This window comes from Collinsella aerofaciens (assembly GCF_002736145.1).
Classification (GTDB): domain Bacteria; phylum Actinomycetota; class Coriobacteriia; order Coriobacteriales; family Coriobacteriaceae; genus Collinsella; species Collinsella aerofaciens_A.
Map to the genome: position 1 here is coordinate 2,246,653 of NZ_CP024160.1, position 23,145 is coordinate 2,269,797.

The window sequence follows — 23,145 nt, forward strand, 5'->3', positions numbered from 1 at the left end:
CGCGCGCCAGCAATTAGACGAGGTCGTCCTTGAATAAGCGTCGAGGGCGACCTCATCTTGTACTGATTTCGTTCGAGAGGCAGTGGTTGAGGGTGCCTAATATTATCTTTGACAATAAGATGGGCGAGGCGTGCCTTGCGGCGTGGAGGTCCGCGGGTGTGGAAGTCCGCTCAGTCGTGGTCCGACAAGATGGTGAAGTCGTCTTCGAGCATGCGGCTGCGCCGTTCGCCCTCGAACACGTTCACCCGCTCTATTCTGTGACTAAGTCCTTCACTTCGGTTGCTGTTGGGATGTTGGTGAATGAAGGACGGCTGTCGCTGGCCGATCGCTGGATTTCATACTTCCCGGAATATGAAGGCGAGATTGCGGATGAGCGCTTTCGCAATGTGACGGTTCGCAATTTGCTGACTATGACGATGGGGCAGGAGAGTGACCTTTCGTATATTGGCGCGGGAGACGACTGGGCACATGAGGTTCTTCATCGTGAGTTTGACTGGAAGCCGGGCGAGGTCTTTCACTACGATTCGCTGTGTTCACATTTATTGAGCATGCTCGTGCAACGCATAAGTGGAACGAAAGAATCCGATTATCTCGCTGAACGTTTGTTTACGCCGTTAGGCATTAGAAATTGGTGGTGGGAAGAGGATCAAGCCGGTCATACGACCGGAGGTTTTGGTCTTCACCTTTCGACACCGGATTTGGCTAAGTTTGGTCAATGTTTGCTGGATGGCGGCAAGTGGCGTGGGGAACAGATCATTCCCGCGGAATGGGTTGCCGAGGCGACGAAGATTCAGATGGAAACGAGCCCCTTTTATCCGTCTGAGGCGACTGAAGACAGCAATGGCTATGGATACCAGTTCTGGATGTGCCGGCGTGGCGGGTTCAGATGCTCCGGCCTTTTTGGGCAGCTGTGCTACATACGGCCCACAGATGGCCTTGTCATCGCTTGCTCGAGTTCCACGACAGGAAGTAAGGCGCTGCTTGATCCGCTGTATAAGGTATTGTTCAAAGAGTCTAGTGTTCGGGAAACGGTGGCTTCCGAACGTGACTTCGATAGTATTCCCGTGCCAGTTGGGTTGGCTTCTGGCGGACGTTTGAGCTCATTACGCCTCGAGGGCATTCATCATTGCATTTTCGGGGATTTTGAAGAGATCGATATTCGATTTTATGAGAATGAGCTGGATTTATCTCTGTTGCGCGATGGTCGTGAGTACGGCGTGAGGGCCGGCTACAAGTCTTGGGTTTGCAAATCGGGCGATGGGGCCGGCGTTGGAGACCTCTTTCCTTTCGTGACTCATGAAGCTGAGAGGGACGATGCCCCCGCATGGGATGTTCGCAAGTTGTTTGCAGCGTATGCCTGGACTTCGCCAACAAATTTACAAATCGAGACCAGGGAACTGGACTACACGCGGCGCTGTTTTATCGATGTACGGATTGGAGGTATTTATGCTGTGTGCAGGGTGCGAGTTGAGGGAATGTGCTGTTTCCCGACACCCTCGGAACTTACAGCGATTTTGAAGTTGGGATAATTTTTCAAGACGTGCGATTGATAAGAAAGCTTGTCAACATCACGGCTAATGGAGACGGAGCTGTCTCCAGGCAATGTTTTTCGATACGGACGTTTCAGATATCGTATTGCTAGGGACTAAGTCAATCACTTGTTAGGGTCGAAGCGTAAATGCGTTTCCTCGGCTCCGCACCCTGTTGGGCTCGAATGTCCGCGTGCGGCTGGCGCCGCCCGCATTCGCTGCGTCGCTTCGCTCCTTGCGTGCTGCGCTGGAAAACGCTTCGCGTTTCCTCAGCTCCGCACCCTGTCGGGTTCGAATCCCGGCATATCGGTAGCAAAAAGCCCGTCACCGCGAGGGTAACGGGCTTCTCAGTTTAAATGGTGCCCCCAGCGGGATTCGAACCCGCGATATCCACCTTGAAAGGGTGGCGTCCTTGGCCGCTAGACGATGGGGACAGCGGGAAAGAGTATAGCAGACTTTTTTGCCGGCGCGTATATCGTTGGCAAACTGGAAAACCACCACAAAGGTGCCTGTCCCCTTTGTGGTGGTGAGGTGCTAGGGGAGAAGCTTCATGGCGGCGTCGTGGGCGGCGTGCTCGTAGGTGTCGTCGAGGGGCTTGAGCGGCAGCAGGGCTGTGGCCTGCGCATCGCCGCGACGCTCGAGGGCGTGGGTGATGAGCCAGTCGGCGAGCTCGGGGTTCTTGGGCAGTGCCGGTCCGTGCAGGTACGTGCCGATGACGCCCTTGTAGATCAGTCCCTCAAAGCCATCGTCGCCGTTGTTGCCGGTGCCCGCGACGACGGACGTTCCGAGCGGCGTCGCCTCTGCGTCGAGCAGAGTGCGGCCGCCGTGGTTCTCGAATCCCACAAAGGGTTCGGGTGCCAGGTCGGTCTTGACGGCGACGTTGCCGATCAGGCGGTCGGAGCCGCGTACGGTTTCGGCGGCAATGACGCCCAGACCCTCGATGCGATCCTCGCCCATATAGTACGAACGGCCGAGCAGCTGGTAGCTGCCGCAGATGGCAAGCAGCGAACCGCCGTCTTCAACATAGGCCGCGACCTTGTCTTTTTGAGCGAGCAGTTCGTGTGCCACGGCCAGCTGATCGCGGTCGGCACCGCCGCCCATCATGACGATATCGGCATCGGTCAAATCAAGCGTTTCGCCCATACGGACCTCGTCTACACGCACGGGAATGCCACGCCAGGCGCAGCGGCGTTCGAGGGCGATGACGTTGCCGCCGTCGCCGTAGAGGTTAAGGGCATCGGGGTACAGATAGACGATGCGCAGCGGGCGCGAAAGCTCGACCGGCGCAATATCGGTGGGGACAGCGCTACCATCGGCGCACGGTGCAGTGTGGGCGGCAACCGTGGCCGCATCGGTGCCTTTGAGTCCGTCGAGCTCCTTGACCAGCGGCGGGAAGGCCGTGTAGTTGGCGACGGCGTAGAAGGTGTCATCGGCGGCCTCGTCTGCCACGGCGCCGATCGCCTGCGCGACGTCCGAGATAATCGCGGCATCGATGCCGGCGTACTTGAGGCGTACCTGCATGTCGTGCGCACGCGTGCCTCCGGCAAAGGCGACAAGACCCGGCGTGTCGGCGATGCGCTCGAAGTCGACATCGTAGATCCACGAGACATCGTGGCCGTCGGCATCGTTATCGTTTAGGAAGAAGGCGCAGAGCCTGCCACCTGCCGTTTTAATGGACTGGATCTGGCGATCGAAGCCCACGGGATTCTTGGCCAGGTTGGCCTCGACGGTGCGGCCGGCAATATCCCAGCGGCCCATGCGTCCGCCGGCGGGCACGTAGGCATTAAGCGTGGGCTGCAGATGCGCCGCGTCCACGCCCAGCTCGTGCGCCGCAAAGAAGGCAGCGGCGACGTTATAGACCATGTACAGGCCGTTGTAGCGCGTGGCGATGTGCACGGCGGGCGCGTTGGCCTCGGGTCCAAAGGCCAGGTCAAAGCCGTAGCCGTCGCAGCCGAGCTCAACGCCCGTCACGCGGCGGAGCAGCGCGGGGCGACCCCAGCCGCACGAAGGGCAATGATAGGCTCCGAGCTGTCCGTACTGTACGTAGTCGTACTCCAACGGGGCGTTGCACTGCGAGCAAAAGCGCGAGTCGCTAATGCGGTCGGACTCGGTGCCCGTGGCGCCGTCGATGCCAAAGGCGATGCTCGTGTTGGGGACGCGCGCGGCGATCGAGGCGCACAGCGGATCGTCGGCGTTGTAGATGAGCGTTGTCGTCGGAGAGAGCTCCAACGCATGGGCGATGACGTCTTGGGTATGGTCGATCTCGCCGTAGCGGTCTAGCTGGTCGCGGAACAGGTTGAGCAGCACAAAGTACGTCGGTTTGAGCTTGGGCAGAACGCGTACGGTGTAGAGCTCGTCGCACTCAAAAACGCCCACGCGCTTGCCGCTGCTGGCGTGCTTAAGGCCGCCGCGGGCCTCGAGCAGAGCACCCACCACACCAGGCTCCATATTGTTGCCGGCACGGTTACACACCACGGTAGCGCCGCTGGCAGCAACGGCGTCAGCGATGAGGTTGGAGGTGGTGGTCTTGCCATTAGTACCGGTAATCACCACGCTGCGGTCGACGAGGCCGGCGAGGTCGCTTAGCAGCTCGGGGTCGATCTTCATGGCGATGCGGCCGGGAAGCACGCCACCCTGGCGTTTGAGGACAGAGCGCAGTCCCCAGCGGGCGATATCGCTCGAGGTGCAGGCGAGAGATGAGCGGAAGTTCATGAAGTCGTTCCTAACGTGAATGACATGGTCGGGGCGATCGCGTCGCTAAAAGCCGTAGCGGCGCGCAAAATCCTGGGCAAGCTGCGAAACGTCTTCGCAGGCATTGGCCCAGGGGGCAAAGTCGGGGGTGTCCGAGATAATACCGTCCGCTTCCCAAACCGCCTGGTGCGAAAGATCCCAGGGATCGTGTGGCTCGGGCCGGCAGGGAAGGTACGGTGTCTGGTACATGGGGTTCAGTAAGAAGAACGCGCCACCCTCGCAACGGTTAGCAAACTCACGCAGCGCGCGCGTCGCCGGGCGCATCTTGTTTGTTTTGAACAGCAGAATCGTGCGGGCGAGCAGGTACCAAGGAGAGTTTTCGAGTGCGTCTGCCCCCATCTGTTCCTCGAGCTGATGCGCCAGGGCAAAAAAGCCGTCTTGGTCTTCCAAGCGGGCGAGGGCAAGCAGCACGGTGCCGGCGGCCCGAGTGGGATAGCCTTCTGCTTTAAGGACGCGGCGGGCGTAGTTGGCAGCAGCGCGGTAGCGGGCGCTCGCCATGCACAGCTGCGAGATGGCCTCGAGCGTGTGGAGCCACCCGATAAGGGCCGGCTTGCTCACAGTAAGGTCCGCTGCGGTGACACCGTCGGCCAAAACATTATTGGCCCAGTAGTGCGGGGCCTCCATATCAAACCCGGGCACGCTCTGTTGCAGGTAGTCGGCCGTGCTCGTCTCGAGCTTCATCAGGTCGCCCAGGCAGGCGTCGACGGGCGTGTCCGCCAAAATGATGGCGAGCAGCTGGGCATCGAGGACATGCGCATCGATGCGGACGATCTTGAGTAGCTCATCACGCATATCGTCGAACAGGCGGTTGCGCGTCTGCTCAAACTCCTCGTCGCTGCCCATGTCCTCGATGCGATGGAGCTCGTCGAGCAGGTGGCGATGAACACCGGCATAGGACAGCAGCGCCTGAGCATGCTCGGACTGCGCATACTTTTGGGGATTCGCACTAATGTCGTTATGGACAAGCTCGCGTGCTGCATCGGTGAGCTCGGGGTGCGACGCCAGATAGGTGCGCTCCAGGTAGGCGGGGATGTAGACGCTCGGATCCATTAGAGGTCTCCTCCCTTAAACGGCAAGCCCTGCTCGGCCGCCCGCAGGATGCGCTCGTCGATCTGGGAGCGCACGATGTCGTTGGTGGCGACCCAGGCGGCAAAGCTGGCGTTGTCGGGCGCGCCCAGGCCCTCCTGCAGTACCGGCGTCGCCTCGGACAGGGCAAGGACAAGCTCGTCGGTGGAGCCTGCGCCCACGTTGACGCGGGCATAGACGCCATCGGGAAACTCGGTTTGGAAGTAGAGCGCCTCGGCTGCGTGCGGGCACGAGCGCGCAAGGATGCGCAGGTAGTGTTCGGCGCCCTCGTAGTCCAGCTCGCGCCAGGCAGCGCTCATCAGCGCGATGAGCGTCCACGGGTCCAAGTCACGCTCCGCATCTTTGGGGCGGCGGCGCAGCGGGGTATTCGCGAGATAGGGTACGGAGTGGGCAGAGCGAAATCGCTTGAGCTCCTCGGCGGGGTATTCGAGCTTTGCCATGGCGAGCATCGCGGTGTGGCGGACACCAGCGGGGTCGTTGGGCGCAAAGTCCAAGCTGCGATTCGCGGCTTCGAGCGACATGCGGTAGCGGCCGCTAATGAGCGCGCGCGATGCCAAGGCGGCAAGCCAGCGCAGGTAGGGGCGGCGGGTCAGGTCGCCTGCGGCCTCGCGCTCGTAGGGGTCCTGCGCCGAGGCGATCTTGAGTGCCAGGTCGTGCTCCACCTCGTCGCACTTGGACACCAGATACTGCACGTATTCCTCGTTGGAGCTGGCGGTGAGGGCGGTCAGCATGCGCTGAGCGTCCCAGTTGGCCGGATCGAGCGCGGCTGCCTCGCGGAGCATGTTCTCGGCAGCTGCCTCTTCTTGCTCTGCTTGGGTATCGTCAGGGATAAAGGGAATGCGGTAGTCGACGGCCTCGACCACCTTGGCAATGAGGTGCCCGGCGCGGTCGCGGTCGTGCACGATGAGCGGTGCGGGGTTGCGGGTGAATTGTTCCATCAGACGCTCTACGGCGGCAGCGTCGGTGAGCGGGATATTGTCGCGGCGCAAGGCCTCAAGAACGAGGCGATGGCAATCCTCTTGAATGGGATCGAATGCCATGGGGCCTCCTTTGCTGCGGTTAGGGTTCAAATGTCTCTATATAAGGTTCTAGTTTACCCGCATGTGGCACACCGGGGGTGCCGCACTTGGACATGCACCTTTGCACCACGAAGACGGATGTCGCACAAATGTCGGCACCTTGGACGACCGAGTGGTATCACGGTGCCGCAAACGGTCGATTTTTGGCGGCGAACGGTGCATATTTTGGAGGGGCACCGTCCTGCCCGGGATATGTAGTCAACCTTGATAAAACGTTTGCCCAGCTTGGGAGTATGAATGCCGCACAAGGGTCTTCAGGGATAGAAAAAACGTTTCATCATTGGCGTCTTTAGGTGAATAACTGACCAACCAGAACGGTAAAATAGTGTTTGTCTGAGCGTTGAGACGTTTAGACATCGCGCATTGTCATCGCCGGCAACGCGCAAACCGGTCCTAACGGAGCCAATTGGGTGCTCCGTTATATACGCAAGTCTAAGAGGGGCTTGTTTAGGAGGCACAGTATGGGACGTTTTACCAATCCTCGCGATCTGTACTTTGGTGAGGGCGCTCGCCACGAGGTGAAGAACCTCAAGGGCAAGAAGGCCATCATCGTTTCTGGCGGCAGCTCTATGCGCCGCGGCGGGTTCCTGCAGGACGTTGAGGCCGACCTCAAAGAGGGCGGCTTCGAGGTCAAGCTGTTCGAGGGCGTCGAGTCCGACCCGTCCATCGAGACGGTCATGAAGGGCGCCGAGGCCATGCGCGAGTTCGAGCCCGACTGGATTATCGCCATCGGCGGCGGCTCGCCCATCGATGCCGCTAAGGCCATGTGGGTCTTCTACGAGTATCCCGAGGAGTCCTTCGACAACATCATCCAGCCGTTCAGCTTCCCCGAGCTGCGTCAGAAGGCTCATTTCTGCGCCATCTCCTCTACCTCCGGTACCGCTACCGAGGTCACCGCGTTCTCCGTCATTACCGACTACGCCAAGGGCATCAAGTACCCGCTGGCCGACTTCAACATCACCCCTGATGTCGCCATCGTCGACCCCGAGCTCACCTACACCATGCCCGCCAAGCTGTGCGCTCACACCGGCATGGATGCTCTGACCCACTGCATGGAGGCCTACGTTTCTACCTTCGCCTCTATGTTCACCGACGCCAACGCTCTGCACGGCATCCGCGAGATCGTCGAGTGGCTGCCCAAGTCCTATGCTGGCGACCATGAGGCCCGTCAGCACATGCACGAGGCTCAGTGCATCGCCGGCATCGCCTTCTCCTCGGGCCTGCTCGGCATCGTTCACTCCATGGCTCACAAGACCGGTGCTGCCTTCGAGAACGGCCACATCATCCACGGTGCCGCTAACGCCATGTACCTGGGCAAGGTCATCCAGTGGAACTCCAAGGATCCCCGTGCTGCCGAGCGTTACGCTTACGTGGCCAAGGAGATCCTGCACCTTCCCGGCGAGACCAACGAGGAGCTCATCGCTGCGCTCGTCCAGAAGATCCGCGACCTCAACGACCAGCTCAACATTCCGCAGTCCATCAAGGATTACGCGAATGGTGGCGTGAAGGTCGACGCCGAGAACCCGCAGATGGTTTCCGAGGAGGAGTTCCTCGCCAAGCTGCCCGAGATCGCCGCGAACGCCGAGCAGGACGCCTGCACGCCCGAGAACCCGCGTGAGACCAAGGCTGCTGACTTCGAGAAGATCCTCAAGGCCTGCTACTACGACACCGACATCGATTTCTAATCGACTCTTGTTATCGTAACGAGGGGCTCCGCACGTATCTGTACGGAGCCCCTTTCTTTTTTCTTTTAGAGAATGGGATAGTTATGGCTGCAATTTTCAATAGCCCCAGCAAGTACATCCAGGGTCCGGACGAGCTCGCCAAGCTCGGCTCCTATGTCGAGCCGCTCGGCGCTAAGGCCCTCGTCATCGTGACGCCTTCGGGCAAGAAGCGCGTCGGTGCCAAGATCGAGGGCGGCTTTGCCGAGGCTAAGGCCGAGCTGCTGTTTGAGGACTTTAACGGCGAGTGCTCCAAGGGCGAGGTTGATCGCCTGGTTGCGCTCGCTCGCGACAACGGTTGCGACATCATCGTCGGCGTCGGTGGCGGCAAGATCCTCGACACCGCGAAGGCCGTCGCCTATTACCTGGAGTCCCCGGTTATCATTTGCCCCACCATTGCTTCGACCGATGCCCCGTGTTCGGCGCTTTCGGTGCTCTACACCGACGATGGCCAGTTCGATAAATATCTCTTCCTTAAGGCAAACCCCAACATTGTCCTGATGGATACGACGGTTATTGCGGCGAGCCCGGTGCGCCTGACGGTTTCCGGTATGGGCGATGCGCTCGCAACCTACTTTGAGGCTCAGGCAACGCACGATGCCGACGGTGGCACCTGCGCTGGTGGCAAGGGCGGCATGGCCGGTCTGGCGCTCGCCAAGCTCTGCTACGAGACGCTTATGGCCGATGGCGTCAAGGCCAAGGTCGCGCTGGAGAAGGGTGCGCTCACGCCTGCAGTCGAGCATATCATCGAGGCCAATACGCTGCTTTCGGGCATTGGCTTTGAGAGCTCGGGCCTTGCTGCTGCTCATGCCATCCACAATGGCCTGACGATGCTGCCCGAGTGCCACGGCATGTATCACGGCGAGAAGGTCGCCTTTGGCACCATCGTCCAGCTGGTACTCGAGGATGCTCCGACTGAGAAACTCGAGGAAGTTTTGGGCTTCTGCATTGAGCTGGGCCTGCCGGTCACGATGAAGGAGCTTGGTGTTGCCGAGGTTACGCGCGAGCAGGCCATGGTCGTTGCCGAGGCCGCTTGCGCGCCCGAGGACACCATGTGCAACATGCCGTTTGAGGTGACGCCCGAGATGGTCGCAAACGCCATCCTGGGTGCCGACGCGCTGGGCCACTACTATCTCATGGATGAGTAAATCAAGCTAAGGAAGGGGCAAAGCCAACAGATGGCTTTGCCCCTTTTGTTATGGTGCAAAGGGGTCAGGTTACTTTGCACCAATCGTTGTTTGATGAAGGGCGGATTCTCGTATGGCGCTTCCTATGGTTTATGGCGGTCCCGGTCGGTATGTTCAGGGGCCGGGCGAACTTTCGCGTCAGGGCAGGTATTTGTCATGGTTGGGCTGCGCTGCCTATGTCTTGTTTGACCAGGGCACCGAGGATCGGCTGTGCAGGCAGATCGTCGATGGATTTCTGGATGAAGATCTAAGCGAGCCGTTCTTTAAGATTTATGACGGTCCGTGTACGGAAGAGGCCGTTGTCGAAATGGCTCAGGAAGCCCAAGCTGAGTATTGCGACATGGTGGTGGGTATCGGTGGTGGCAAGATGCTCGACATCGCCAAGGCAGTAGCGTTTTATGCCGAGCTGCCGTTGTGCGTATGCCCCACGGCGGCTTCGATGGACGGCCCGTGCAGCGCGATTTCGGTGCTGTATCACGAGGATGGGTCGTTCGACCGCTACCTGATGCTCGAGAAGAATCCGGACCTGGTCGTGGTCGATACCAACGTGGTCGCGGCGGCCCCACTGCGTATGACGGTCGCTGGTATGGGCGATGCGCTGGCAACGTACTTCGAGGCGCGTTCGTGCGCTGCGGCACGGGGCGCCAACGAGCACGGTGGCGCGCCGGGGCACTTGGCCCTGGTTGCGGCTCGTGCCTGCTACGACACACTTATGGAGTGCGGTGTCGCTGCCAAGCGCGATCTCAAAAAGGGGCGTACATCGCCGGCGGTTGAGCGCCTGATCGAGTGCAATATTCTGCTTTCGGGTGTTGGCTTCGAGAGTGGCGGCCTGGCGTTGGCACATGCCATCGCCAACGGTCTGACGATTCTGCCCGAGTGCAAGGCCATGCACGGCGAGGCCGTAGCGTTTGGTCTGGTGGTCCAGCTGCGTCTGGAGCGTGCGCCCGAGCTTGAACAGGTGCTCGAGTTTTGCCAGCGCGTTGGCCTGCCGACGACGCTCGAGGAGCTGGGCCTTGGCGAGATTTCCGATGCCGATCTGCAGGGTGTTGCAAATGCGGTCTTTAGAAACGAGCGTAACATGGCCAACGAGCAGGCCAAGGTGACCAAACAAAAGCTCGTGCAGCTCATGTGCGAGGCATAGCTTGGCACTTGATTGACCTTGTGCAATCGGGACGGCGATAGGCCATAGACTATTTGCCTCAAAGGTGCTCCGCGTGTAATTTACCCGAGGCGTGGGCCGATAGCGTATCATTATCTCTTGCTTGTTTGCACTGCTCAGGGAGGGGCCGCGCATGGCGCAGGAACACGATCTGTTTGATGACATTATCGAGATCAGCAAGGGTTTCGACTTTCTTAAAAACCCGCTTGGCGGCGTGACCGATGCACTCGATCCATCGGCGCCGCAGTGGAATCCTGCCGACTACAAGGAGCGTCCGCGCGGCAACACCATTCCGTGCCTGACCTGCAAAAACGAAAAGAGCGGCTGCACCGCGTGCATGGACGTGTGCCCGGTCAACGCTATCGAGGTCGAGGAAGACTCCATCGAGATCCTCGACTCCTGTCGCAAGTGCGGCCTGTGCGCCGCCGCCTGTCCGACCGAGGCAATCATCTCGCCGCGCCTGGCGCCCAAAAACGTCTACGACGACATTGTCTCGGCGGCTACGAGCCACGAGACCGCCTACGTCACCTGCACGCGCGCCCTTAAGCGCATGCCGCGCGAGAACGAGGTCGTCGTCGCCTGTGTGGGCGATATTACGGCAGAGACTTGGTTTTCGGTACTGGCCGACTATCCCAACGTGAGCGTCTACCTGCCACTGGGCGTGTGCGATAAATGCCGCAACACCGGCGGTGAGGATATTCTGGGCGAGGCGATTGCGAAGGCCGAGGAGTGGTCCGGCACGGGTATGGGCCTGGAGGTCGACCCCAAGAGCCTCAAATGCCATAAGCGCCGCGAGTACGAGCGCAAGGAGTACATGGATAAGATTGCCCGTACCACGGGTCTAACCGTGACTAAGCTCAATCCGGCGACGGCGGCACTGGCCTCAGTGACGCAGAAGTTGAAGGCCCACCGTCACCAGATTACGCAGCTTGAGCGCACGCTCAACACCATGTGCGGCACCACGACGACCAAGCGTCGCCGTTCGCTCACGCACGGGCGCCAGCTGGTGCTTTCGACGCTGCAAAACCATCCCGAGCTTGCCCAGAACATGCAGGTGAGCACGCCGGAGTGCGATTTTGACAAGTGCACGTCGTGTGGTGAGTGTGTCAATGTATGCCCTACGTTCGCCTGCGATTTGGTGGGAAGCGGCCGCTTTGCGTTGGAGTCCACGTATTGTTTAGGCTGCGGCGCCTGTGTCAAGGTTTGTCCCGAGCATGCGCTCAAGCTGGTTGAACACGATGCGTCCAACTTGGTTGTCGTCGACCCCGAGGCCGAGGAAAAGGCTGCCCAGAAGGCGAAGGCTCACGAAGAAGCTGAGAAGGTCAAGGCTGAAGCAAAGGCCAAGCTCGACAAGATGCTCGATCAGGTGGAGAAGCTCGCGGACTAGTCGGCGACCCCTATCTCTGCTTCATTCGTGCCGCCGCGGTGTCCGGGTTCGCCCGGATGCTGCGGCGGCGCTATACTTATGCAGTTTGAAATACTTGTACCAAAAGGAGCTGTCGTGTCCCTTTCCATCGGTATCGTGGGCCTGCCCAACGTGGGCAAGTCGACGCTGTTCACCGCGCTTACCAAAAAGACCGGCCTTGCCGCCAACTACCCGTTTGCCACGATCGACCCCAACGTGGGTATCGTCGACGTGCCCGATAGCCGCCTGCAAAAGCTCGCCGACATCGTTAACCCGGGTCGCATTGTGCCGGCGACGGTCGAGTTCGTCGACATCGCAGGTCTGGTGAAGGGCGCCAACGAGGGCGAGGGCTTGGGCAACCAGTTCCTGGCCAACATTCGCGAGACCGACGCCATCTGCGAGGTCGTGCGCTACTTTAAGGACCCCAACGTCATGCGTGAGGTGGGCCGCACGGGCGAGTTCGTCGATCCCGCCGGCGATGCCGACACCATCATGACCGAGCTCATCCTGGCCGACATGGGCACGCTTGAGAAGCAGCTGCCCAAGCTCGAGAAGGAGGCCAAGCGCGACAAGGAGCTCATGCCCAAGTTCGAGGTTGCCAAGCGCCTGCTCGCCTGGCTCAACGAGGGCAAGCGCGCTGCGTCTATGGAGATGACCGACGAGGAGCGCGCCGCTGCCAAGGGCCTGTTCCTGCTCACTATGAAGCCCATCCTGTATGTGGCCAACGTGGACGAGGATATGCTCAACGACGATCTGGCGCCCATCGATGGTGTCAAGCCACTGCCCATCTGCGCCAAGATCGAGGCCGAGCTTTCCGAGCTCGATCCCGAGGACGCCGCCGACTACCTGGAGAGCCTGGGCCTGGAGCGGCCCGGTCTGGACGTGCTCGCGCAGGCAGCCTACAAGCTGCTTGGCCTGCAGTCGTTCTTTACGGCTGGCGAGATGGAGGTCAAGGCCTGGACGGTGCGTCAGGGTGCGACCGCTCCGCAGGCTGCCGGTGTCATCCACACCGACTTTGAGCGCGGCTTTATTAAGGCCGAGGTCATTGGCTATGACGACTACATCGAGCTCGGCGGTGAGCAGGGCGCCAAGGCCGCCGGCAAGCTGCGTATTGAGGGCAAGGACTATGTCATGGCCGATGGCGACGTCGTGCACTTCCGCTTTAACGTGTAAGGACGACGCACATGTTTAAATATGGCAAAAAAGCCGGCTACATGGGTATTGCGCTGCTCGTGCTTGCGGTGATTCCGCTGGTGGTCGCAGCGTGTGTTATCCCCAACATTGGTCCCGAGGTGGCAACAAAGTTTAATGCCGCCGGCGAGGCGACGCGCTGGGGCAAGAGCTACGAGTTGCTGGCGCTGCCGGTGCTCAACCTGCTGCTGAGCGTGGCAACGTACTTTACGGCAGGACGCCAGGCTAAAAACAATGATGACTCCGCCGCTATGGCGCGCATTGTGTGCGAGCGCTACCTGCGCAACGGCTGCATTACGGGTGTGTTCCTCAACGTGATCAACGTTTACTTTATGTACTCGGCGATTACCGGAACGGGCTTTGGCCTTGGTTTCTAGCTTGTCCTTTTAGGCAACGAGCCTGCACGCATATTCAATGGCTGCTGCGAGGCCGCCGCTCGATCGTGGTTTAAAGACCATGTCGGCGGCGGCCTCGTTTTCGTATCCGGCGCCGCGAAGGGTGAGCGCGGTACCGGCTTCTAAAAGAAGGGGCAGGCCGTGTTGACTGGTTGCGATTACGGCAGCCTGATTGAGCGAGCAGCTATGCGTTTGGCATTGGATGGCAAGTTCACCTTGCGCCGGGCAAGGGGCCAGAACGGCGGCGACGCGACTTGATAGCAATGCAAATGCTGTGCGCTCATCGGGCGAAAGGCATTCGGCTTCAACGACGACGAGCTTGGGCGGTGCGCTGTTTGTGCGAAGCGTGACTCGGTACATGCGGACCGAAGAACCCGACATAGAAAACTCCTGTGTATTCGGCAAAACGTAAACTATAGTTTACGTTTATGTTCGGCTCCATTTCAAACTCGTCTGCATGGACGAACGTGCGAAACAGATTCTTGGCAGGCGGGTCGAAGAGACACGCAGGGACCTTGGTATCTCCAAGGTCGATTTTTGTGTGGCAGCAGGAATCAGCCGCCCCTATCTCGACAGAATCGAAGATGGGACGGCAAATTTCACGCTCAAGGTTCTATTTAAGATCGCGCCCGCACTCGGCATGACGGTGTCAGAGCTTCTCGAGGGCATCGAATAGGGCGTTCCCCTGCTGCTATTTGACGCTCTTTGGGCGGGTCCCCCTGGTTGCGATGTGCAAAATCGCGAGTATTCAGCACCAGTTCGGCTGTAGACGGTAGCTTGAGCGGCTGGTTTTGCCTTTTTGGTAGTAGTTAATCCACACGTTAAATAAAAATGAGGAATAAATATTTACTAGACGGCCCCTTCGTCCTAAAAGTTCGTCTAACAATTGGCCGATTCTATGCCTCTAGCGGAGAAATTGCAGAATACTCCGTTTTTTGCACGGCCCGAGGGGGACCACCTGTCGTTTGAGGCTGCGATAAGTGGAACTGCCTTAGGGATTAGGCTATCGGGATGCGGTCGTGGTTGACTTGGCTGTAGAACAGGCGCTGGATCTCGGCGGCATCGCGTGACTGGCCGAGCGCCCACATGGTCTTGGCCACGAGCGTCTCGGTGGTCATGTCGTCGCCGCGCAGAATGCCCGGATGATCGGCGTAAGCACGGCCGACCTCATAAACGCCCAGATCGAGGCCCTCTTCGGGGACCTGCGTGGTCATAACGACGGTGCGGCCCGAATCGACCCAGCGGAAAATCGCCTCCTGGAATGACTCGCCGGACTCACCAAACTCGGGGATACCGCCAATGCCAAAGGTCTCAAGGATTACAGCGTCGTAGCTATCGGCAAGGGCGTCCAGAATGCCTGGGTTCACGCCGGGCGTAAGCTTGAGTACAAATACGCGCGGGTCGATGCTGTCGTAGAAACGCACCGGGTTTTCGCCCTGATGCGTGCCGTGAAGCCCGTTGCGCACGATGCGGTCATTGCGGATATAGGCGATGGGTGGATAGTTGACGCTAATGAACGCGTTAAAGCTCATGGTGCGCTGTTTGCGGGCGCGCGTGCCGGCAATGGCTACGCCGCCAAACACGATCGAGACATCGTGCGAGTGCTCGTCGAGCGCATAGAGCAGGCTCTGGTACAGATTGAGTTTGGCGTCAGTAAAGGGATTGCCCATGGGCTTTTGCGAGCCGGTGAGTACGATGGGCTTGGGGCTGTCCTGAATCAGATAGGAAAGCGCCGCCGCGGTGTAGCTCATGGTGTCGGTGCCGTGCAGAATCACGAAGCCGTCGTGGTCGGCATAACCCTCGACGATGACGTCGCGGATACGCATCCAGTCACTGGGGCGCATATTGGTGCTGTCGATGTTCATCGGCTGTACCACGTCGAGCTCGCAGAGGCCCGAGATCTCGGGGACGCTCTGGGCGAGCTCCTCACCGGTCAGGGCGGGGGAGAGGCCGTTGCCGTCCTCGGTCGATGCGATGGTGCCGCCCGTGGCGATGAGAAGGATGCGCTTCATGCTGGTATTCCTATCGTATTTGCCGCCGCAGAGGCGGAGTCGTTCGGCAGTATTGTGGCACAGGGCGTCCAATGTTCAAACGTATTACATCATCTGTAACGTTTGGTAACACTTCACTCGCCGTCAAATAGGGCCCAGGTCGTGCGTTTGCCGTGCGCTGATGGCTGCGAGGGACGAGAAACCCCATATAACGTGTACACTATGTAAACTGTTTTCGTTTATTCGCGCGGGTGGGCACCGGCTCCCCGCCAACAAGAGGGGGAAACCATGGATCAAAAGGCTTCCGCAAAGGTCCTCGTACTCGACTTTGGTGCGCAGTACAGTCAGCTCATTGCCCGTCGCGTCCGCGACCTCAACGTGTATTCCGAGATTGTCCCCTGCGACATCTCGGCCGACGAGATTCGCGAGATGAACGCCTCTGCGCTCATCCTTTCTGGCGGCCCGGCTTCTGTGTATGCCGAGGACGCTCCGTCCATCGACCCCGCCATCTTTGACCTGGGCCTTCCCGTCCTGGGCTTTTGCTACGGCCATCAGATCACGGCCGTGACGCTCGGCGGCAAGGTTGGCCACTCCGAGGTGGGCGAGTACGGCCGCGCTACCATCACGCGTACGGCCGGCGCCAAGCTCTTTAACTCCACGCCTATGGAGCAGACCGTGTGGATGAGCCACCGCGACGCCGTGTCCGAGGTGCCCGAGGGCTTTACCGTTACCGCCAGCACCGACGTGTGCCCGGTTGCCGCTATGGAGTGCGTCGAGCGCAAGATTTTCACCACGCAGTTCCACCCCGAGGTCAAGCACTCCGAGTATGGCCAGCAGCTGCTGAGCAACTTCCTGTTTGAGATCTGCGGCCTGGAGCCCAACTGGAGCATGGACAACCTGGTCGAGACCATGACGGCCGAGTTCCGCGAGAAGGTCGGCGACGACCGCGTGATTCTGGCCCTGTCCGGTGGCGTCGACTCCTCCGTCGTGGCTGCGCTGGGCGCCCGCGCCGTGGGCAAGCAGATGACCTGCGTGTTCATCAACCACGGCCTGCTGCGCAAGGGCGAGCCCGAGCAGGTGGAGGAGGTCTTCACCAAGCAGTTCGATGTCGACTTTATCCACGTTCACGCCGAGGACCGCTATGCCGAGCTTCTGGCCGGCGTGACCGAGCCCGAGCAGAAGCGCCGCATCATCGGTACGCAGTTCTGGAAAGAGTTCTTCGCTGTGGCGCAGCAGCTCGAGACCGATGGCAAGCCGGTCAAGTACCTGGCTCAGGGCACCATCTACCCCGACATCATCGAGTCCGGCGCTCGCAAGACGGGCGGCAAGACGGCCACCATCAAGAGCCACCACAACCTGATCCCGTTCCCCGAGGGCGTGCACTTCGACCTTATCGAGCCGCTCGACCACTTCTTTAAGGACGAGGTCCGCGCACTTGGTCTGGCGTTGGGCCTGCCGGGTCACATCGTGTTCCGCCAGCCCTTCCCGGGCCCGGGTCTGGCCATCCGCATCATCGGCGCGGTCGACAAGGAGAAGCTCGAGATCCTCAAGAACGCCGACGCTATCGTGCGCGAGGAGCTCGACGCCTATAACCAGCGTCTGTTTGAGCAGACCGGTGAGCGCAACTCCGAGCACAGCTGCTGGCAGTACTTTGCGGTCCTGCCCGACATCAAGTCCGTCGGCGTTATGGGCGACGAGCGCACCTACCAGCGCCCGATCATCCTGCGCGCCGTCGAGTCCAGCGATGCCATGACCGCCGACTGGGCCAAGCTGCCCTACGACGTGCTGGCCCGCATCTCCGGCCGCATCGTGGCCGAGGTCCCCGGTGCCAACCGCGTGTGCTACGACATCACGTCCAAGCCGCCCGCGACCATCGAGTGGGAGTAGTCTGACAGGGTTCTGACCTGTATTTTTGAGTGCCGCACTGTGCTGCTGAGTTTCGTTTTGTACGAGAGTCACGGCAAAGCCGCCAGCGACGTTGGTGAGTAAATCCGATTATCGAGCCTCTGTTCCCGCGTCGGAACGGAGGCTTTTTCTTTGGCTATTTACTCCCTTTCACCTGCAATTTCGCGATTTACTCCCCGTGTTTCGAGACGGCAAGGCACGGGGCGGTATTCGGAGGAATGGGAGTAAGGATTTATCCCGAGTGAGTAGACGCGCGATTTTTGTCCCCGAGAACGAAAAGGGGCCGTTTTAGGTCCTTTGAAACTCAAATCGAACTCAATAGGCCTTTTGACGGTCTCTGTGCGGCGTTTTCCCAGGTCGTTAATGGGGAGTAAAGAATCTCACCGTCTCAAGGAAAGCGGGAGTAATCAGGGGAAATGCCGCGGGGTACCGCCGTGTGCCGCCATGTAAGCCACCGCGTCATTTACTCCCCAGGTGCGCCGAAAATGCCTTTGCATGCAATGGGGAGTAAAAACTCAACATACGCAGGCGTGAGCGGCGCTCACCGCCTAGCTTGGCGTCCTGATTCGGTTGCGCTGGTTGCGAAATGCGGGGAGCCGCTACAGCGAGGCTTTCCAGTCCTCGTATTCGTCGGCGTCGATCTCGCCGTTCTCGAGCTGCGCGCGCTTCTCTGCCCACAGCTCGATCGCCGTCGCGGCTTTGGGCGCGTGCGGAGCCTTGGGGTTCAGGGAGAGGCCCGTGCCGTCGGCGGAGGGAACGATGCCGAACGAGTCCTCGAGCCGCACGAGCAGCGACATGAGGTCGCCCGCGGTCTCGACGCCATAGTCCTTGAGGGCGTTGACGGACACGCCGAGCGCCGCGGAGATGGACTCGAGCAGCTCGGGCTTGACGGCGCGGACGCCGCTCTCGTAGTGGCGCACGGCCCCCTCGGTCAGGCCGACGGCCTCGGCGAGTTGAGCCTGCGTCATGCCGCGCGACTTGCGGTACCGCCTTATGTTTTTGCCTACGGACATGCGCCCTCCTCCTGGAATTACGTATCAGCACATCTTATCAGCGTACGTAAATGTACGCAATTCTATTGACAGTACAGATACGTACGTTTACTCTGAATCTGTAAACCGTACGTATTCGTACGCCATTGATTGGAGGAGCCATGGACGAGAAGGTGGCGAAGACGCCGAGGCCGCACATGCTGGACGCCGACGAGGTCGCGGAGCTGCTGAGGATCAAGAAAGGCAGCGCCTACGAGGTGATCAGGAAGATAAACGCCGAGCAGGAGGCGCGCGGGCGCGTGGTTATCCGCGGACGCGTCCGGAGCGACGTCTTCGACGCCCTGTACTTCCCGGAGGTGGACTGACATGCCCGTGTACAAGGATGGCAACAACGGCACGTTCTACGTGCAGTGCTACTACCGCGACGCCCGCGGCTCGAAGCGCCACAAGACGAAGCGCGGCTTCTCCTCCGAGGTGGAGGCCGCAGTGTGGGAGAGCCAGTTCAAGAGCCTTAACGGCGGGGCCATGGACATGACGTTCTCCGAGTTCGTCGAGGTGTACGCCTCCGAGGTGAAGCCGCGCGTACGCGAGCACACGTGGATCACCAAGGAGTACATCATCAACGACAAGCTCGTGCCGTTCTTCGGAGACATGCGCATGTGCGACGTGAGGCCGATCGACCTCATCAGGTGGCAAAACGAGCTCACCGAGCACCGGGACGCCGACGGGAAGCCCTGGGCGCCGACGTACCTGCGCACGGTGAACAACCAACTGAACGCCATCTTCAACCACGCCGAGCGCTACTACGGCCTCACCGACAACCCGGTGCGCAGGGTCGACAAGATAGGCTCGAAGAAGGGCGGCGAGATGCAGTTCTGGACCAAGGACGAGTACCTGAGGTTCAGCGAGGCCATCATGGACAAGCCGCTGTCGTTCCACGCCTTCGAGCTGCTGTACTGGACGGGCATACGCTGCGGCGAGCTCCTGGCGCTCACGCCGTCCGACTTCATGCTGGATAGCTCGCGGCTGCGCATCAACAAGTCGTACCAGAGCCTCCACGGCGTGGACACCGTGACCGACCCCAAGACGCCCAAGTCCGTGCGCACGATCGTCATGCCCGCCTTCCTTCGCGACGAGATGGCGGACTTCATCGAGATGCGCGACGACGTCGCCCCCGACGAGCGCCTGTTCGCCGTGACCAAGCACTTCCTGGCCCACGAGATGGAGCGCGGGTGCAAGGCGTCTGGCGTGAAGCGCATCCGCATACACGACATACGCCACAGCCACGTGAGCCTGCTGATCGAGATGGGCTTCTCCGCGCTGGCCATCGCCGAGCGCATGGGCCACGAGGCGGTGGACATCACCTACCGCTACGCGCACCTGTTCCCCACGAAGCAGGACGAGATGGCCGCCGCGCTCGATGGAGCGAGGGGGTAAGCAAGATGCCGTGCGAGAACAGCGCCCGCAAGCGCAGCAAGACGATGGCGTTTCGCTGCACGCCCGAGGAGCACAAGCTCATATGCGAGATGGCAGCCTGGAGCGGCATGAGCAGGCAGGACTACATCATCGCCAAGCTCACCGATACCCAGGTCGAGGTGAGGCCCTCTGTAAGCGTGCAGAAGGCGTTGAAGGACTCGATGGCGGAGTTGTCCAAGGAAGTACGGCTGGCGGCCTCCTACGGCGAGCTGAGCGAGTCCCTGCAGCAGAGGATCGAGCTCGTGATGAGGTTCTTCCTGGCGCTCGGCGAGGGGGTTGAGGCACCAGTGACGGAAGCGCCACCGCAAACCTCGCATTTGGAAGAGCCGACAACATCCGTCATGGATGCGGGCTCCGACACCGCAAGCATCTTCGAGATGGGGCGCATGTAAGGTTTAACGCCAGACCTCCAACGCCTTGTCCGCAAGCCATTCGGCGCGATCGGCGATATCGCCCTCGTCCCAAGACTCCTTCTCCAGGGCGCCGGCCATGGTCGCAAGGCCGGCGGCGCAGAGGGCAAGACCGTCCTTGTATCCCTTTCCCTGCTTCTTGGTGGGCCAATCGGCATCGCGGATGGAGGCGTTGAGCGAATGCGTGATGATGGCGAGGTTGCCGAGCGTGAGGAGCTTCCTGTCCCTTCGCGTGGCAGCCTCATCGTCGAGGGCTCCCCATTTGTTGCGCCACTTCTTGGGCATCATGTGTTCGAGGGTGTACTGGTTGAACCCGAGCAGGGCCGTGCTGCTCATGCCTGGGCGAATGGCGCTTTCCAGCAGATAGAGAACGCCCTTGGACTGAAGGTTGTACAGACACGATTCCTCGAACGCCCTTCGAACCTCGTCATCGCCGGGCATGTACGTCGTCGCCTCTTCGTTTGCTTCAAGAGCCTTCCTCAGCGTCTCCGCGTCCTTCACCTCGTTCAGGATCAGCGAGGTGAACAGCCTGTTGTAGTTCTTCGTGGTCGCCTGAACCAGCGTTCGGCGGACGATGTAGCTCTCAAGCAGGGCGAAGACCTCGGATTCCTCGCCCGAAGACTCCGCGTTCTTGCGAACGTAGAGCACGTACGGGATGAGCGTCGAGTTCTTGAGGCCGAATATCAGCACGTTCAGGCGCTCGACGCCGGGAGCGGAGGGGATGTCCGCGTCGCAGTAGCCGGGGTCGAACGTGGACTCGAACACCTCGGCATACGCCTTCATGCTGTCGAGGATCTCGTCCTTGTCTCCGTTGCAGTACCTGCCGATGAAGTCCTTGTAGGACTGGAAGAGGTTGGACGTGCGCGAATAGAAGAGCTTGTCCTCGGTCGTGACGCCGCGCTTCTTGTCCTGAACCAGGATCTGGAGGAACGCGTCGAAGAACAGGTCGACGAGCGTGCGCTTGATGCGCCCGGTAACGACCTCCTGCTCCCAATACTCCCTCTTCTCCGCCGTGGGTTCGAAGACGTCCTCCCAGCACTCCTTGAACGCCTGCTCGTTCTCGCGGTTGAAGAAGTAGTTCTTAAGGAGCTCCGCCGTCGTCAGGCGCACCCCGAGCGAGTTGATGGTGTCGAATATCTGCTGCTCGTCCTCGCCCTCGGTAAGATCGATGCAGACGAACTGGACGTTCGACTTGATCGTGTTCCTGTCGACCTTCTCCGGGTCGATATTCTTGAGGAAGTAGTTGTAGGCAAGGACGATGGCCGAGGAGCCCTCGAGGGGTTCGCAGCCCGTGGCGCTGACGACCTTTTCGAAATCCTGCCGGTCGTACTTGCCGTGCCGCAAGGCGACATCGCCGGTCTCCAGGACGAAATCTCGCTCAAACAAATTGTTGGTGCCGTTTTTTGCACAGAGTGCCTTGAAGAAGATGACCATGGTCGTGAGTCGCTGCTGGCCGTCGATGACGGTGCGAACCTCGGAGACCTCGGACCAGGTGTTGCCGGAGGAGGCCTGCTTCAGGATGATGGAGCCCAGGAAATAGGGCCGCTTCGAGGCCGTGACGAACTCCATGTCGCCGAGGAAACGCTCCCATTGCTCTTCTCCCCAGACGTACGCCCTTTGGTAAAAAGGTATTTCGAGCAGGCGCGATCCGTTGAACACGCCGCTTATCGTTGCTTTTCCTGCATCCATCCTTAAAGCCCTATCTATCCTTTGCGGTTATTGCTGGCGGGGTCAATTTTATCAATACGCTGCTTGACCCTTTAATGTTCCCGGTCCTTGCCGTCTTCTCCCCAGAAGGTGCTCGAAGATGATGCGCAGGTCCTCGTCATCAAGGCAGCCGCCCTCGAGGCAGCCACGGTCGATGGTATCGATCATCGTCTGCCCCTTCTTCTTCGAGCGGTCGTAGATCACTGTGTCGAGGGATAGCTCCCTGCCGTCGCGCGTGAACATCTCGTGCATGAATTCGGCACTGTTCGCTTGACTTCAATCGCGTACCGCGTGCTCGAGCGGGCCGCTTCCCCTCGATATGGCGACATCCCAATGCTCGCAGTTAAGCAGAAGAAGTCGGTTCATGAACTCGACGCCCGAAAAACCGAGTCTCGCAAACGGCGGAAATAGAGGGTCATCTGAAAAGACCGCAGCATACTCACTGCTCAACGGCATATACGCGAGATGAAAATCGTACGAGTCGTCCTCGGGCCCGATGATGAACATAGGCATCGACGTCGTAACGAACCCTGAGCCGACGGGTGCCCTAAGGATGGAGAAGCTCTTCTCAAAAAAAGCCTTTCGAATACGGTTAACTGGCACAATATCATCGTTGGAGAAGAGCATGGTTGCGGCGGCGGCAAGCTCGACCACCGCTTGGGAATCCCCGCGCCAATCCGACCAATCGAGCAAGCCGAGCTCATAGGGTGTCAGATGAACGTTTCTGAGCAGCTCTTCGGCAGTCTCGCGTGACCATTTCTTGTCGACGCGCATACTGATAGGGTGCCGGACGATGATATTTGCTGCCAGCTCGCAAACGGCGGCTTTCCCATCAGAATACCCTTCGTCTTCGCACTGGTCTTCTTTCTGGCGTTCCAAAAAGCGATCGTAAAGCGGCGCGATGCGGCTCTCGAGCTCAGATAGCTTAACCTCGATGAGGTTCTGCGCATAGAATCTGTCTGTCGCATCGCCTGTCGCATCGGCATGCTCGACCTCATAAAGATCGCGCATGCTGCAAAGGTTCTCGCAATTCGTGCGGAAGAAGGAGCCCTTCTGTCTGCTGTAGGCATGAAGCTGCCCGGAGGAATCCGCGAAATGGCGCAGGTAGAACCGCGGCACCCAGTGCTGCTTTCGCGTCATCTTTCCGGGCAGCTTCGACAT

The 23,145-nt window shown here is 60.0% G+C and carries 21 protein-coding genes and 1 tRNA gene; 12 read left to right on the top strand and 10 right to left on the bottom strand.

Going from position 1 to position 23,145, the window contains the following annotated elements; translation table 11 throughout:
* Positions 1-158: 158 nt before the first annotated feature.
* Positions 159-1,529, top strand: coding sequence for a serine hydrolase domain-containing protein (locus tag CSV91_RS09690; RefSeq protein WP_157758028.1), 1,371 nt, complete (start codon positions 159-161; stop codon positions 1,527-1,529).
* 357 nt (positions 1,530-1,886) lie between these two features.
* Here CSV91_RS09690 and CSV91_RS09695 read toward each other — a convergent pair.
* The 4 genes from CSV91_RS09695 to CSV91_RS09715 form a co-directional block, all read right to left on the bottom strand.
* Positions 1,887-1,963, bottom strand: a tRNA-Glu gene (locus CSV91_RS09695).
* 100 nt (positions 1,964-2,063) lie between these two features.
* On the bottom strand, positions 2,064-4,241 hold the full coding sequence (locus CSV91_RS10195; protein ID WP_232049610.1) for a MurT ligase domain-containing protein: 2,178 nt from the start codon (positions 4,239-4,241) through the stop codon (positions 2,064-2,066).
* Positions 4,242-4,286: 45 nt separating this feature from the next.
* Positions 4,287-5,330, bottom strand: a complete 1,044-nt coding sequence (locus CSV91_RS09710) for a hypothetical protein (protein ID WP_099432706.1) — start codon at positions 5,328-5,330, stop codon at positions 4,287-4,289.
* Entirely contained in the window at positions 5,330-6,406 is a 1,077-nt protein-coding gene (locus tag CSV91_RS09715; protein ID WP_099432707.1) for a tetratricopeptide repeat protein, read from the bottom strand. Before CSV91_RS09715 ends, CSV91_RS09710 begins: the two co-directional genes overlap by 1 nt.
* A gap of 500 nt (positions 6,407-6,906) precedes the next feature.
* On the opposite strand from CSV91_RS09715, the gene CSV91_RS09720 reads away from it, so the two are divergent.
* From CSV91_RS09720 to CSV91_RS09745, 6 genes are all read left to right on the top strand, one after another.
* Positions 6,907-8,130 (top strand): iron-containing alcohol dehydrogenase, encoded by a 1,224-nt coding sequence (locus tag CSV91_RS09720; RefSeq protein WP_055251037.1) that lies wholly within the window; start codon positions 6,907-6,909, stop codon positions 8,128-8,130.
* Between the two features lie 83 nt (positions 8,131-8,213).
* A complete protein-coding gene (locus tag CSV91_RS09725; protein ID WP_089572778.1) occupies positions 8,214-9,314 on the top strand; it encodes a glycerol dehydrogenase in 1,101 nt (366 codons plus the stop codon).
* A 112-nt stretch (positions 9,315-9,426) separates the two neighbouring features.
* Positions 9,427-10,494, top strand: coding sequence for a glycerol dehydrogenase (locus CSV91_RS09730; RefSeq protein WP_099432708.1), 1,068 nt, complete (start codon positions 9,427-9,429; stop codon positions 10,492-10,494).
* Positions 10,495-10,645: 151 nt separating this feature from the next.
* Positions 10,646-11,899, top strand: a complete 1,254-nt coding sequence (locus CSV91_RS09735; protein WP_099432709.1) for a 4Fe-4S binding protein — start codon at positions 10,646-10,648, stop codon at positions 11,897-11,899.
* Between the two features lie 114 nt (positions 11,900-12,013).
* Positions 12,014-13,090: a redox-regulated ATPase YchF gene (gene ychF / locus CSV91_RS09740; protein WP_099432710.1), complete on the top strand. Its 1,077-nt coding sequence runs from the start codon at positions 12,014-12,016 to the stop codon at positions 13,088-13,090.
* Positions 13,091-13,101: 11 nt separating this feature from the next.
* Positions 13,102-13,485, top strand: coding sequence for a DUF1648 domain-containing protein (locus tag CSV91_RS09745; protein ID WP_099432711.1), 384 nt, complete (start codon positions 13,102-13,104; stop codon positions 13,483-13,485).
* 9 nt (positions 13,486-13,494) lie between these two features.
* Here CSV91_RS09745 and CSV91_RS09750 read toward each other — a convergent pair whose 3' ends face one another.
* Positions 13,495-13,884: a hypothetical protein gene (locus CSV91_RS09750; RefSeq protein WP_099432712.1), complete on the bottom strand. Its 390-nt coding sequence runs from the start codon at positions 13,882-13,884 to the stop codon at positions 13,495-13,497.
* 76 nt (positions 13,885-13,960) lie between these two features.
* Between CSV91_RS09750 and CSV91_RS10235 the strand changes: the two genes are divergently transcribed.
* Positions 13,961-14,179 (top strand): helix-turn-helix domain-containing protein, encoded by a 219-nt coding sequence (locus tag CSV91_RS10235; protein ID WP_099432713.1) that lies wholly within the window; start codon positions 13,961-13,963, stop codon positions 14,177-14,179.
* A gap of 322 nt (positions 14,180-14,501) precedes the next feature.
* Here CSV91_RS10235 and CSV91_RS09760 read toward each other — a convergent pair whose 3' ends face one another.
* Positions 14,502-15,515: an asparaginase gene (locus CSV91_RS09760; protein ID WP_099432714.1), complete on the bottom strand. Its 1,014-nt coding sequence runs from the start codon at positions 15,513-15,515 to the stop codon at positions 14,502-14,504.
* A 267-nt stretch (positions 15,516-15,782) separates the two neighbouring features.
* Here CSV91_RS09760 and guaA point away from each other — a divergent pair, with 267 nt between their 5' ends.
* Positions 15,783-17,381, top strand: coding sequence for a glutamine-hydrolyzing GMP synthase (gene guaA, locus CSV91_RS09765; RefSeq protein ID WP_099432715.1), 1,599 nt, complete (start codon positions 15,783-15,785; stop codon positions 17,379-17,381).
* A 617-nt stretch (positions 17,382-17,998) separates the two neighbouring features.
* Here guaA and CSV91_RS09770 read toward each other — a convergent pair.
* Positions 17,999-18,412 (bottom strand): helix-turn-helix domain-containing protein, encoded by a 414-nt coding sequence (locus tag CSV91_RS09770; protein WP_099432716.1) that lies wholly within the window; start codon positions 18,410-18,412, stop codon positions 17,999-18,001.
* Positions 18,413-18,552: 140 nt separating this feature from the next.
* Between CSV91_RS09770 and CSV91_RS09775 the strand changes: the two genes are divergently transcribed.
* The 3 genes from CSV91_RS09775 to CSV91_RS09785 are packed head-to-tail and all read left to right on the top strand — an operon-like array spanning position 18,553 to position 20,259.
* Entirely contained in the window at positions 18,553-18,756 is a 204-nt protein-coding gene (locus CSV91_RS09775; protein WP_006681531.1) for a hypothetical protein, read from the top strand.
* 1 nt (position 18,757) lies between these two features.
* On the top strand, positions 18,758-19,828 hold the full coding sequence (locus CSV91_RS09780) for a site-specific integrase (protein ID WP_099432717.1): 1,071 nt from the start codon (positions 18,758-18,760) through the stop codon (positions 19,826-19,828).
* A 5-nt stretch (positions 19,829-19,833) separates the two neighbouring features.
* Positions 19,834-20,259 carry a plasmid mobilization protein gene (locus CSV91_RS09785; protein WP_099432718.1) on the top strand — a complete coding sequence of 142 codons (426 nt, stop codon included), beginning with the start codon at positions 19,834-19,836 and terminating at the stop codon, positions 20,257-20,259.
* 3 nt (positions 20,260-20,262) lie between these two features.
* Here the strand turns inward: CSV91_RS09785 and CSV91_RS09790 are convergent, their stop codons facing one another.
* The 3 genes from CSV91_RS09790 to CSV91_RS09800 are packed head-to-tail and all read right to left on the bottom strand — an operon-like array spanning position 20,263 to position 23,145.
* A complete protein-coding gene (locus CSV91_RS09790; RefSeq protein ID WP_099432719.1) occupies positions 20,263-21,966 on the bottom strand; it encodes a DUF262 domain-containing protein in 1,704 nt (567 codons plus the stop codon).
* 51 nt (positions 21,967-22,017) lie between these two features.
* Positions 22,018-22,236, bottom strand: a complete 219-nt coding sequence (locus tag CSV91_RS09795; protein WP_022349657.1) for a hypothetical protein — start codon at positions 22,234-22,236, stop codon at positions 22,018-22,020.
* A gap of 24 nt (positions 22,237-22,260) precedes the next feature.
* A complete protein-coding gene (locus CSV91_RS09800; RefSeq protein WP_022349656.1) occupies positions 22,261-23,145 on the bottom strand; it encodes a DUF4238 domain-containing protein in 885 nt (294 codons plus the stop codon).